The organism is Geobacillus sp. FSL W8-0026 (genome assembly GCF_037966255.1).
Lineage (GTDB): Bacteria > Bacillota > Bacilli > Bacillales > Anoxybacillaceae > Geobacillus > Geobacillus icigianus.
In genome coordinates, this window is the sequence record NZ_CP150194.1 from 3,224,498 (window position 1) to 3,237,877 (window position 13,380).

Annotated in this window: 11 protein-coding genes; 3 read left to right on the forward strand and 8 right to left on the reverse strand. The window is 52.4% G+C overall.

Going from position 1 to position 13,380, the window contains the following annotated elements; translation table 11 throughout:
* Positions 1-78: 78 nt before the first annotated feature.
* The 3 genes from NST29_RS16240 (at position 79) to NST29_RS16250 (ending at position 4,534) form a co-directional block, all read left to right on the forward strand.
* Positions 79-2,304: an SH3 domain-containing protein gene (locus NST29_RS16240; RefSeq protein ID WP_033022520.1), complete on the forward strand. Its 2,226-nt coding sequence runs from the start codon at positions 79-81 to the stop codon at positions 2,302-2,304.
* Between the two features lie 215 nt (positions 2,305-2,519).
* On the forward strand, positions 2,520-3,197 hold the full coding sequence (locus NST29_RS16245; protein WP_033022521.1) for an SH3 domain-containing protein: 678 nt from the start codon (positions 2,520-2,522) through the stop codon (positions 3,195-3,197).
* Positions 3,198-3,199: 2 nt separating this feature from the next.
* Positions 3,200-4,534: a SpoIID/LytB domain-containing protein gene (locus NST29_RS16250; protein WP_033022523.1), complete on the forward strand. Its 1,335-nt coding sequence runs from the start codon at positions 3,200-3,202 to the stop codon at positions 4,532-4,534.
* Positions 4,535-4,871: 337 nt separating this feature from the next.
* On the opposite strand, the gene NST29_RS16255 is transcribed toward NST29_RS16250, so the two are convergent.
* From NST29_RS16255 to NST29_RS16290, 8 genes are all read right to left on the reverse strand, one after another.
* Positions 4,872-6,113 carry a glycosyltransferase family 4 protein gene (locus NST29_RS16255; RefSeq protein ID WP_033022524.1) on the reverse strand — a complete coding sequence of 414 codons (1,242 nt, stop codon included), beginning with the start codon at positions 6,111-6,113 and terminating at the stop codon, positions 4,872-4,874.
* Positions 6,110-6,376, reverse strand: coding sequence for a hypothetical protein (locus tag NST29_RS16260; RefSeq protein ID WP_033022526.1), 267 nt, complete (start codon positions 6,374-6,376; stop codon positions 6,110-6,112). Before NST29_RS16260 ends, NST29_RS16255 begins: the two co-directional genes overlap by 4 nt.
* Entirely contained in the window at positions 6,373-7,455 is a 1,083-nt protein-coding gene (locus NST29_RS16265; RefSeq protein ID WP_339232423.1) for a glycosyltransferase, read from the reverse strand. Before NST29_RS16265 ends, NST29_RS16260 begins: the two co-directional genes overlap by 4 nt.
* The gene (locus NST29_RS16270) at positions 7,452-8,567 is read right to left on the reverse strand and encodes a glycosyltransferase (protein ID WP_033843040.1); all 1,116 of its coding nucleotides are present in this window, start codon (positions 8,565-8,567) and stop codon (positions 7,452-7,454) included. Before NST29_RS16270 ends, NST29_RS16265 begins: the two co-directional genes overlap by 4 nt.
* Positions 8,568-9,956 (reverse strand): O-antigen polymerase, encoded by a 1,389-nt coding sequence (locus NST29_RS16275; protein WP_339232424.1) that lies wholly within the window; start codon positions 9,954-9,956, stop codon positions 8,568-8,570.
* A gap of 12 nt (positions 9,957-9,968) precedes the next feature.
* The gene (wecB, locus tag NST29_RS16280; RefSeq protein WP_033022532.1) at positions 9,969-11,027 is read right to left on the reverse strand and encodes a UDP-N-acetylglucosamine 2-epimerase (non-hydrolyzing); all 1,059 of its coding nucleotides are present in this window, start codon (positions 11,025-11,027) and stop codon (positions 9,969-9,971) included.
* 154 nt (positions 11,028-11,181) lie between these two features.
* Positions 11,182-12,630 carry an oligosaccharide flippase family protein gene (locus tag NST29_RS16285; protein ID WP_033022533.1) on the reverse strand — a complete coding sequence of 483 codons (1,449 nt, stop codon included), beginning with the start codon at positions 12,628-12,630 and terminating at the stop codon, positions 11,182-11,184.
* Between the two features lies 1 nt (position 12,631).
* A complete protein-coding gene (locus NST29_RS16290; RefSeq protein WP_033022535.1) occupies positions 12,632-13,363 on the reverse strand; it encodes an N-acetyltransferase in 732 nt (243 codons plus the stop codon).
* Between the last annotated feature and the right edge of the window lie 17 nt (positions 13,364-13,380).

Sequence of the window (13,380 nt, forward strand, 5' to 3'; positions counted from 1 at the left end):
TTCGGGTTGGATAAAACGGCAAAATTCGCTATGATAGTAGAGAAAACGTAAACTTGAAAAAAGGAGGGGATCGAATCCTTGAAAAAAACGCTTCTTTCCGTCTTGTTGGCGACTTGCCCGCTATGGCCGTCAGCCGTCTTAGCTGCAGATGGGAGTCCGTCCTCATCGTCCCTGATGGTCGCTGAGCAGAACTCTTTGCTTAGGAGGGGAGCGACCGATTCATATCAAGTCGTCGGATCGATTCCCGCTGGCCAACAAGTGAAGATCATCGACAAGTTCCAAAATGCTGCTGGCGAAACGTGGTACCGCATCGAATATGGAGGCGTCACCGGCTGGGCGCGGGCCGACCGCTTTTCGAACCAACCGCCTTCTATGCTCGTTGGAAAGCGGGCAGTCATCGCCGCTAACGACATTGCGATGCGCAAGGGGGCATCCCCTTACTATCCAATCGTGAAAACACTGTCTAACGGCGATGTCGTCTCGATCATTGCCCAGTTCACCAATTCGCTCGGGGAACAGTATGTGCGTGTGGAATGGGCGGGAGTCAAAGGATGGATAAAAGCGGAACAGATCTACATACCAGAACAGCTTCCGACACTTTTGCCGGCATTCATGAACATTGTGCAGTCCTCCTCGGTTCGCCGCGGGGCGAGCGTCCATTACCAAGCCGTCGCCACAGTGTCACGCGGTCAATCCGTCAAGGTGATCGATTTATTCGTCACACATGGTCAGGAGCTTTGGTACCGTGTTGATCTCGGACACGTCCGGGGATGGGTGTCGGAAAAAGTGTTGTCGATGTCATCAACGATTTCGGTTCCAAGCGGTGTCTCGGATACGTCCAGCATCTCAGGCCAACCGCTGACGGTCAGCGTGTCGTTCGCCAATGTGCGGCAAGCTCCATCTTTAAAAGCCAAAGTCGTCACCCAACTGAAAAAGGGAACCAAACTGAACAGCCTGTCAAGCGCCAAAGATGCGTCGGGAGCGCTTTGGTACAAAGTGTCTCTCAATGGAAAAACGCTCGGCTGGGTGCACGAGACGGTCGTAACCAAGTCGTACCTTTCCCCACCAGCCAGCGAAGGGATGCAAAAACAGGTGACAACCGCTAATGCGGCGCTGTTTGCCGAACCTTCGTTGAGCGCCGCAGTCATCGAGCGGATTGCGAAAAACAGAACGGTCACGGTTTTGAAGACGACAGACGGGTCTCCGTTCGGCTGGGTGCAAGTCACCTCTGCATCGGGAAAAACGGGATGGATGCCGGCGTTTGAAGTAAAAGCCCCATCCTACGTATACGTCAAACAGGCTAATACTCTATTACGACGAGGTGCATCTTCGAACTATCCATCGTTGAAGGCGTTGGCAGCGAATGAGCGGCTGGCTGTCCTGTACGAATATCATGGGTGGCTGAATGTCGAAACATCCAATGGAGTGCGCGGATGGGTTGAGGAATCGAGCACCTCTACCGTCGCCTTAAATAGTCTCGTTGAACCAACCTTTTCAACCGTCAACGAAGATGTCTATTTGATATGGAGAAAAACTTCCAATTTCCGCATCTCCTATTCGTTGTTGCCGGGCAATCGTCTGAAAATCACCGGCTCGTTTTCCTACGCCGAAGTCCCGTCGACCGATATTCCCGGCATACAAACGGTGGAATGGACCGGCAGCAGCCTGCTCATCACCTTTGAACCGGGGTACACGTTCACCCTTCGCCATTACAGCGACCGATTGGCGCTGAAAATTCTCGAGACCGGGCTTAAAGGCAAAAAAATCATCATTGACGCAGGACATGGAGCACACGACACGGGAACGATCGGTCCTAGCGGCACGCGGGAAAAAGATATTACTCTCGACACCGCCTTATTGCTAAAAGAAGAATTGGAACGCGCCGGGGCCATCGTCAAATTGACGCGGAGCACCGACATCTTTTTAGAGCTGTCTGAACGGACATGGATCGCCAACAGTTCCGATTTCGACGCCTTTATCAGCATTCACGCCGACTCGTACTCGCGGACATCTCGCGGAACGACAACGTACTACAACGTATCAAGCAACTTCAATGGACCAAAAAGCAAGCAATTGGCCGCCATTGTACAAAAACATCTTGTCCAACAGCTCGGAACGTACAACCGCGGCCATAAAACACAAGACTATTACGTCAACCGAAAAAACGCGCTGCCAAGCATTCTTGTTGAGCTCGCCTTCCTCTCCAATCCAAATGAGGAGGCGTTGCTGAAAACAAAAGCGTTCCGCCAAAAAGCAGCCGTCGGCATTCGCGAAGGATTGGAAGAGTATTTCAGTCAATTCTAGTTTGTTCGTATTCGGAGAATAATAGCATGAGAAGGCCGGTAACGCAAGCGACCGCAAATCTTTAGTTCGTCAAACCGAGGGACATGACAACATCGCATTGTCATTCCTCGCGATTTCTCATGAACCGAGCGAATCGGTTGGAGCTCACCGGCCTTTTCGTTAGGAAAGCTATTATTCTCCTTTCTTTGCCATATCGAAAAACGGGGGAGATGAACATGATGAAACGAAAATCCAAATGGGCCATTGCTGCCAGCCTAGCGGTCGGAATGACGGCAGGCGCTCTCTTGTTTACGCCATCAGCAATGAAAGCATCGGAAGAAGTCGTGTTAGCGAGCGTCGACTGGGTGACTTCCCAGCTCAACCCAATGAAAAACGACATTGCCAACTTGAAAGCGCAACTGAACGCCCAGCAACAACAAATTCAACAACTTCAACAACAACTTGCCAGCAAGCCCGCTTCGCCGTCTTTACCTTCCGTCGTCTATGTAGTGAAAAACAATGCGGCCATCCGCAGCGGAGCGTCAACGAGCTATCGCGTCATCACTTATAAACAGACAGGAGCTTCCCTGCAAGTAGTCGGAGCACACCTTACTTCCCAAGGGTTGTGGTACAACATCGTTCTCTCCTCTTCGTCGAAAGGTTGGATCTATTCCGGCGATGTCTCGACATCCGCTGTCAGCAGCGACAGCACCAAGCATGTCATCGCCCTAGCTGCCGTCAATATTCGAAAAGGAGCGACGACGTCTTATCCGATTATTGCGACCGTCCCAAAGGGAACCGTGATGGTCTATATTCAACCGTTTACCGACAGCAAAGGGGAGAAATGGTACAACGTACAACTGTCTGATGGGCGTCGGGGCTGGATGGCCGCTGAATTTGGTGAGGTGAAGTGACGGTGAAAAAATTAGCGTGGTTGGCCGTCAGCCTGTTTTTGCTCATCATCTCTCCTTCCGCTTCGAACGCCGCTGGGGTGAAAACGTACAACAATCCCGTGCAAGTCCTTGTATATAAAGGGACATCGCTGACAGTCGCCGTCGAAGGAAACTATCAAATCGTCAATAAAGAGACGTTGACGATCACCCCGCTGCCAAGCGGGACAAGCCTGACATTCGGGTCTTCCTCTTCGACCGTGTTTGTCACGTACAACGGAAAAACGGATTTTTCAAGCACGGGATTTACCATTCAAGAAACGATCGGCACTGCGCCGTTATCGCTGGTGAAAGTGAATCGAACCCGTTATCGCGGCAGTGTCGACATTCGCTTGCAAAGCAACGCTTTGTATGCTGTCAATATTTTAGATATGGAAGATTACTTAAAAGGAGTCGTACCGAGCGAGATGCCCGCCTCTTGGCCGCTCGAAGCACTGAAGGCGCAAGCCATTGCGGCCCGAAACTATGCCTATAAACATAAAACAAGTTTGACGACCAATCCAAACACACAGACGTATAAAGGATTTGATGGAGAATCTCCACGATCGAACGCAGCAGTGGATGCGACAAGAGGATTGTATCTGAAATATAATGGCAGTGTCGTTGAAACGTATTACCATTCGACAAGCGGCGGCAAAACCGCCAATGTAAGCGACGTCTGGAACTCGTCGCAAACCTCCTACCCATATTTAGCGAGCGTCGATGACCCGTATGAATCATCGCCATACAGCCGATGGTCATTCACCTTCTCCCCAACTGTGCTGTTGCGTTCGTTCGGGTTCACCGATCCATCAGTCGTTTTATACGACGTTTCGATTGCCAAAACCGGCGCGAACGGAGAAGTGGGTGCCGTCACGATTGAAACCTCGGCAGGCGAAAAAACGGTGAAAGGCAATGAGACGACCATCCGCAAACTGTTCCCGCTAGACGGCAATCAATTTTACGGCATCTTGCCGTCCAACTGGTTTGACATTCAAGTGCAAAAAAACGGACCATCCGTGTCGATTCAAACGGCCAGCGGCAACATCGCCGCCTCTTCCTTGTCATCTTACTCCGTCCAAACAGGGAGCGGAACCGTTTCGCTCGCCGGCGTCGAAGGAATCAAGGTGCAAACAACGGATGGCATCGCGCCGCTTTCTGCCTCGCCGTCAGGGGTTCGCTCGATCACTGTTACTGGAAAAGGATGGGGGCACCGGATCGGCATGAGCCAATACGGAGCAAAAGCATTCGCCGAGCGCGGATGGACGGCGGAGCAAATTTTACAGCATTACTTCCGTGGGGCGGAAGTCTCGTTCGAGTGATCGCATAGCCATTGGATAAAGAAAACGATCATTCCATATAGAGACCATGTTTGAAGTTTTCCCGTACAGTTTTTACTGAGGACGGGATCGACTGTCGAGCGTCCGAACCACGCCGCTTCCACATCGGGAAGTCTGTGAAGCAGGCGGTTGTTCGGTCTTCCGTCACACCTTGGCTTGCTTTCGCCAGTCGAACATGGACGAACCGTTTTTTCGTCAAGAATTTGTTCTATGTCTTCGTTGCATCTATCCAGACGAAACATGCCACTTTGTCTCGAAAAGAAAAGAAAGGGCGTCAGCTTATAAGCTGGATGCCCTTTCTTTTTTATTGTTCTGCCGGTCAAACGGATTCGCGATTTGTTTCATTGCTAAGGGCGTGAAGCAAGTCGTCGACAATGCGGATCCATGAGTATTGCTCGACCGCCAACTTGCGCCCATTTTCCGCCATCTTTTCGTATTCCTCGCTCGGAAGGCAAAGCAACTCGAGAACCGCGGCAGCGATCTGTTCAGGATTTTCTGGAGGAGCGATTTTTCCGCAATGGTATGTTTCTAAAATCTCTGCACTCTCCCCTTCGCCGCAATACAGTACCGGGGTTCCGGTGGCGATCGCTGGGAAAATTTTCGACGGCCTTGCTCCTTTAAACAAATCGATATTGCGCAACGAAACGATGCTGTAATCGGTGATGGAGAAAATCGCTGGCATCTTCTCAACCGGAACGGATCCGTAAAACGTCACGTTGTCAAGGCCAAGCTCTTCTTTTAACGCCATCAACGTTTCTCGCTCTTGGCCGTCGCCGACAAACAGGAAATGCGCCCGTTCATCTTTTGCTTTGACGATGGCCGCCGCCCGCAACACCGAATCGAGCCCTTGGGCGTATCCCATCGTTCCGGCGTACGTAAACACCACTTTTCCTTCGAGCCCTAATTCCGCAAGCAACTCTTTGTTTTTCGGCAGCGGGCGAAACACATCCGTGTTGACACCGTTCGGCAATAAAAAGACATCCTCGGGCGCCTTTCCTTGTTCAATCATATAATCGCGAATGCCTTCTGTCGCAGCCGCGATTTTCCAAGCCTTCCGGTATAAAAACAGCTCGAGCCATCTCGCCATTCGGATGAACAGCCGATTTTTCAAAATGCCGAGCTCAACGGCCGATTCCGGCCAAATGTCAGCGACGTTGAAAACAAACTTCGCCCGTTTCCACTTCGCGCCCACGTACCCGGTGATCCCTAAAAACAACGGCGGGGAATTGCAAATGATCACATCCGTCGGCTTCGCTTTCACAAGCAATGAATAAAACGAACTGAACGTAAATGAAAAATACGAAGCAAGTCGCTTCCAAAAGCTCCCCTTTGGCGACGGATAAATCCATGTCCGATGAACGGGAATGCCGTCCCATTGTTCAAACAAATAAAACAGGCCGCGGTATGGCTCCGGGATCACGCCGTGCGGATGATGCGGGAATGCCGTGAGCACTTCCACTTGATGCCCCCGTTTGATCAGTTCTTTGCTCACCTCATACACACGAATTTGCGGTGCGCCCGTTTCCGGTGGGAAGTGTTGGCATAGGTAAATGATCCTCATCGTCCGCTCCCCACCACTTTCCCCCACAATCGCCAACAAACGTTCCGTTTCGAGCGCCAAGAGGTGAGCGCAAACGAGGCGTGGAAAACGGGCAACGCCCCCCTGACATCGTTCCGCTGTCCTTGGATGTATAGTCGTTGCCGCAAGCCAACGGCCATCATGAGCTTGCCAACGTAAAGCCGCCGGCTTCGCGTCCTAGCCGCCGCTTTCGGCAACCAACGAGCACCAACCGCACCGGCTGACATGACGGTTTTGTTCCTCATCGACTCCCTCCACCGCCTTTCAACGTTTGTTCATACAAGCGGATCATGCGCATCGCATTTTCCGTCCAATCGTAATGTTCATGAACATGGTTGACGCCGTTTTCCCCCATTCGTTGCCGCAGCCTCTCATCAAGCAACAGCCGTTTGAACGCCTCCGCTAGCTTTTCCGGACTGTTTTTCGGCACAATCAACCCCGTTGTTCCCTCACGGACGACTTCCGGCAACCCACCGACGTTGGAGACGACAACGGGAACGCCGCACGCCATCGCCTCGACGGCGGCAACGCCAAAACTTTCGCTGTCTTCCGTCGAAGGCACGGCGAAAATATCCATTTGATTGATGTACAGTGGCACTTGTTCGTTCGGAACTTTGCCGACAAACGTCGTCACGGATTGGATGCCGAGGTGGGCACACAGCTCCTCGTATTCACTTCGCTGCGGTCCATCGCCGACGATCAACAGCTCCGTTTGTGGATGCCGCTCGTGCACAACGGCAAACGCTCGAATCAAATCAGCGATCCCGTACTTGTCGGAAAGAGCTTTCACTGTGCCGATCGTCACGGTCCGTTTCGGCTGTTTCGGCAACGGTTTGAAGCGGGCGACATCCACCCCAAACGGTGTCACCTCGATCGGTTTGTCCGTATACTTTCCGGTTTCTTTCGCCATCACATAACTTGTCGAACAAATGACGTCCGCTCGCTGCAATGTATATTCAAGCATCCGTCGGTTCCAGCGATGGGCATTCGGAAACTGATACACATCGCGCCCCCAGACGGAGACGTAAAACGGATGATACCTCGCAAGCGCCCCAATCAACCCGTAGCTGGAGGCATAATGAGCGTGCAAAATATCTGGTTGAAACGAAGCGAGCAGGCGCTTTAGTGCAAAGACAGTGGAAAAATACGACAACTTCCCCGGCAGCCATTTCGGCAGCACGACTGTCTCGACTTCTTTCGCTTGCTCCGCCCCGTAATGGTCTTTAAACGTCACGACTTTCACGTCGATGCCTTGCGTGTGGTAAAAGCGGGCCCACTTATGCGTATGGATCGATTTGCTTGGAGCCAATAAGGCGACTTTCATCGGAGGCCCCCCACCAACGTTTCTTTCACCTTTTCCACTCTCGCTTCCCATGAATGTTTCGCCATAAACGTCTGCGCAATGCGCAAGCGGCACTGCTCGAGCATGTCCGCCATCTTGGCGATCGCTTCTGCCATCGACGACGGGTTGTCGTCGCAAATGACGCCATACCCATCCGCCTCAATCAATCGCTTTTGCGCCGAACAAGCGGTGGCAACAATCGGCAGGCCGCTCGACAGATAGTCGACCAGTTTGACGGGAACGGAAAAATCATTGTACTCGCTCCGCCGCCGCGGGATGAAGGCGAAATCCATCTCCGCATACAAACGGTCGAGCGCTTCACCGCTGACGTGCTCGACGCGCACTTGCAGGTCGGCAAGCTCTTCTTTCACCGCAAGCGGCTGCCGCTCGTACTCGTCTTTTCGGCAGACGACGGTGAGCGAAACAAGCGGCTCACGGCGGTTGGCTAGGCGAATCGCCTCAAGCAGGAGCGGAAGCCCGTAATCGGCATTGTTGATGCCGCCGACATAAATGGCATTCAACGGCTGTTTTGCCGTCCTAGACCGCTGAAACGGCTTTTGCTTCCCTCCCGGCGGCAAATCGGCCATCGGGCGGCGGATCGCGACGTATGTTCCCATTTCGAGGCTCGGCAAAAAGATGACATCGCAGTACCGCTCATAAAACCGTTCTTCCCAACGGTATATCATTTGCATGGCCGCTTTTTTCCAGCCGCGGAGCGGATACAAATCAGGGAACTTCCAATAGACGTCGCGGTAAAAGACGCCAATGGGAACGTTGCGGCCTTTCAGGTAGCGGAGCACATCGCGATCGACGAACGGACGCTGCGGCCGGTGTCCCGGGTCAGTGAGCCAAAGCGGAATCGTCTGGTTTTCCATATAGCAAAACAAGACATCATCGAGCTTGCCTTGGCTGCGGAGCTCTTGAAATTGCTTTTCCCGCTCGGCGGACGTGCCAGCGATTAGAAGAACGTCCACTCCCTCCTTCGCTCCCCAACGCAAAAACGCCTGATGCATTTCATACGGCCGCAGCTTAGACCCGCTGTTTCGTTCCGCGGCGAGTGAAAACGGGTAATAAATCAATACAGTTTTCATCATTCATCCCTCATCCGTGATTCGCCTTTTCGCTGCAAGCCATGCCCGTAAGTCCCCCTGCACCCGCAGCCATAGCGCCATTCCGCCAAACAACGCCACGATCAGCACCCAAGTCGGATTGAACAAAAAATCGGTGAACCCACCGACAAGGGTGCGGGGGATGTTAATGGAAAAATACACGAACAAGCTTAAAAACAAAGGATTTTTCGGAAGACGTAGAAACCCAATGTACAACAGCTGCGTCACAACGCCGACATAGAGCGTGCCGACGACGATTCCCACATAGCCGAAGTTCGCATACGCCTCAGCGACAAAAAGCGTGTTGAGCACTCCTCCTGTCCCATCTTCGATCCGCTCCGGGAATACGTGCGCCATCACGAGGCGGGCGGAGCGAACATTCTCAACATCAAACAAGTTGGTCAAAAAGGATGGAAGACTTTTCCCATAAAGAAACGGCAGCGCTTCGCCGAACATGTTCAAATGCAGAAACGTCGGCGCGATTTGCGCGAAAATCATACGGCCAATAGGACCTTTATTATAAGACAAAAACGTGTCAATGTCCCGCACCCCTTGGATGACCATGTACATGACGATGAGCACGAGCGCCCCCGCCCCACCGCAGAGCGCTAGTTTCGCCGCCGATAGCTTTGTTTTTCCCACATAAATGCGCAGGAGCAAAAACATCATTACATAAAAGAAAATCGGTGATTTCGCCAAATCATACACATTGACGAATACCGCTCCGACGAGCAGGCCAAGAAACAACAACTTCCACCGCCATTCGTTTGTGAGCACAGCAAACAAATAGGCGGCCAGTGATAACAGCGGCGTAAGCGTAATGGCAAAAATATTGCGGAACAGCACATTTCCGGCAAAGTGGCGCGATGCCTCAATGCGCAACGCCGCCAAGCTTTCGTCTGTCCCAGTAAATAGCGCGAACACTGGAATCGTCGGCGTTTTCCAAATCATGTACGCAATGGCGGCAAAACTGAGCAGGGACAGGGCCAAAAACGAATAAAACACTTGATTGCCTGTCGCTCCGGTCAGCGGGGAAAGCGGCTTGCGCATATAAGCGCGAAACTCCTGCCTAGCTTCAAATCCGAACAGCCTAGAAACGACCACCATCGACAACGGGAACAGAATCATAACGAAGCTGACGACGAAAAACCCGATCTGCCGGTATTCTTCGGGCCGAAACAATTTGCGAATCATGTAGTAATGATCGATTCCTAATGCGATCAGCAACGCGCCAATGAAGCTCGACAGAAGAAACGAGTAATAGTACACCATCGACACTAGGTTCGGCGCCGTCAATGAAAGCGTCCCCGCTGCATAGCGAAACATCAAGGTGGAGGCGACAAAAACGATCAACCAGATCAACACGTCCAACATGCCGACGCACCCTTATCGCTGCCCGATCGCCGCCACGATTTTCTCCGCCGCATGTCCATCGCCAAAGACGTCCGCATAAACGGGGGCGACTTCCCTGCGAACCGCCGCGACGATCTTCTCGCGATCCGTGCCGGTTAAGATGTTCGCTCCCCCTTCGAGCGTTTCCACCCATTCGGTTTGTTCGCGCACCGTTACGCAAGGCACGCGTAGGAAATAGGCTTCCTTTTGCACGCCGCCTGAATCGGTGATGATTTTTTTCGCGCCGCTCTCCAGCCTCAGCATGTCCAAATAACCGACCGGATCGATCAGCCGAAGCCCGGGGATCGTTGAGACGTCCAACCCGTATTCTTCCAACTTATGCCGCGTCCGCGGATGAATCGGCCACACTTTCGTGCCGTCGATGTCCGCAAAGGCAGCCAAAATGGCTTTCAATTTGTCGGGGTCATCGGTATTTTCCGCTCGGTGAATGGTGATCAAGTAGTAGGATTGTTCGGCCAGCGACAAATCAGCCAAAATCGTCGATTGGCGCTGTGCGAGCGCTTTGTTGTACAAAATGGCGTCATACATGACGTCGCCGACATTCCAGACGTTTCGCGTAATGTTTTCTTTGCGTAAATTTTCCACGGCTGTCTCCGTTGGGCAAAATAAGAACTCAGAGACATGATCGGTCATAATGCGGTTGATTTCTTCCGGCATCTGCTTGTTGAAGCTGCGCAGTCCGGCTTCGACATGGATGACGGGAATATGGAGCTTCGCCGCGACAAGAGCGCCCGCGAGCGTCGAGTTGGTATCGCCATAGACGAGCACATAATCCGGTTTTTCCTTCAGAACGATTTCCTCAATTTTGATGAGCATTTCCCCTGTTTGCTTTCCATGGCTGCCTGAGCCTACCCCAAGATAGTAGTCAGGCGTCGGAATGTTCAACTCCTCAAAAAAAATGGCCGACATATTGGGGTCATAGTGTTGCCCAGTATGGATCAGCACTTCGGTATATTGTTTTCGCAAGACGCGCGAGACGGGGGCAGCCTTGATAAACTGCGGTCTGGCGCCCAACACGGTGGCAATTTTCATCTGAAACACCTCCTAGACGGTTGGTGAAAAACATTGGTTTCCTTTAGTTGACGAAAAAAGTTTGCATTGTTGCAAGGCTTTTCTATTTGAGAAACAATGCTGGGAAGCAGTTGCGCGAGTAAATCACCGGCCTTCTAGATCAGATGACCGATTATCAAGTATTTTGCACATTTTCTCCCTCGATCGTGCGCACCGGACGCCGCAAATCACGATCAACCCGGGTGGCAAACAGCATGGCGGCAAACAAGCCCCAACCAGCGAGCACCCAACCGTCAGCAAGCGGCGCCTGCTGGACATAGACGATGACGATGAGGGCGAGCAAGGTAGCGACCAAAATAAAATTCATCTTTTTCCATGACACCGGCACGGGATACACTTGCTGGCTTTTGCGAAAAATGAAAACCACAGCAATCAGATATGTGATCAGGCTGGCTGCAACCGCCCCCCAGCTGAGCCAAAGCGGCACCAAAACGGCGTTCAACCCAAGGTGAAGAAGCGCTGCTAACGTGAACACTCGTGAAATATAGCCGGTTTCCTTTGTCAAAAATAAACCGGTGGACAAAATCAAATAATAAAAATTTAAAAAGGTCACGGCCGACAAAAACGGGATATAAACGGAGGCTTCCCGATATTCCGGCTTGAAAAACGCCTCGACCAGCCACGGACTTACCGTCGCGATCGCCACCAAACCTACGGCTCCGATGACAAGAAGCGCCATATACACTTTCGCAAACAGCTCACGGTGTCCAGGGCGATCTTTCATCGACATCGAATACGGCCGCCAAGCCATTTGCACCCCGCTCGTAATCAAGGTAATCACCGTCGCCAACCGTAAGGCTACCCCAAATACTCCCACTTCCTCCAATGAGGCAAAATGTTTGAGAAACAATGTGCTGACATTGGCGATCGCCCAAAAGGCGAGCGAAGTCGGCACAAGCGGCGCCCCGTAAGCTAAAAGCTGCTTGACTACATCCCAACGCACACGCCACACCATGTACTTTACCGTGAAGTGAAGCATCAACAAAAAGACGAGTGCGCTGCTGACTAGGCGGCCCATCAGCAATCCTTCGGGAGTGGCCGCCAACCAACGGAGTGCCGCGTACGACAGCACAGCGACCAGCGACATCTTCACCAACGTCCAGATGACGACCGATTTCGTCCGAAATTCAAAGCGCATGACCGTTGTCGCTACAACGAAAATCGTATCAAGCAACAAGGTCATAAGACTCAGATACAACAAATCGACATCGCCAGGCTCATCCAACAGGGCATGCGCTATCCATGGTCCAGCCACCACGACAGGGAGAAACAAGAGAGCGACTATGAACAGCCGAACATACATGACATTCCGCACATACAAAAGGCGCTTCTCTTTGTCATCGGTATCATAATAATAAAAAGAGAGCGCCGAATCCGTTCCAAAAATGACGAGAAACGTCAGCATCGACGTCCATTGGTCAATCAAGTAGACCGCTCCGTACTGCGCCTTGGACAAATAGCTTGTATAAACTGGCAGCATCAAAAACGCGATCAGCTTCGTGCCGACGTTCATAAACGCGTAAAGGAGCGAATCCGCTCCTAAACGCTTGAATGCTGCGAACAATTTACAACAACTCCCGCTCGTCCACCATTTTGCTGAAACGGGCCGGGAATCCTTTGACAACGGTTTTCGGCTCCGTATCTTTTGTTACGAGCGCTCCGGCGGCAACGAACGTTTCTTCCGCCACCGTCACGCCCGGCAGCAAAATCGCGCCGCCGCCAACACGCGCCCCGCGCTTGATGGTCGCTCCTTTGATTTTCGCAAATCGCTCCTCCGTCCGCCCCATGTAGTTGTCGTTGGTCGTCGTGACGCACGGGGCGATGAACACATGATCTTCGAGCGTCGTGTACGCCGTGATGTAGGAGTTCGACTGGATTTTCGTCCGATCGCCGATTTGGACGTGGTTTTCGACGCACACCCCGCGCCCGACGATCACATATTGACCGATGTGTACGTTTTCGCGCACGCTCGCCAAATCCGCGATCAATGTGTAGGCGCCGATCGTCGCGCCTTGATAGATGACAGCGTTGGCGCCGATCGTGCAATGGTCGCCAATGACAAGCGGCGGCAGCTCACCGGACAGCTTGACGGTGCTCGTTTTCGCCGGCTTCGGCGGTTTGCCGAGCACCGCGCCGTCGGCGATCGTCACGCCGTCCCCAATGACCGTTCCTTCGTGAATCGTGACGCGATGGCCGATTTTAACGTCATTCCCGATTTTTACATTCGCCTCGATGACAGTGAAATGGCCGATTTCGACACGTTCACCGCAAACAACAGAGGGATCGACAATATGCATCGTTTCGTCTCCTTCGC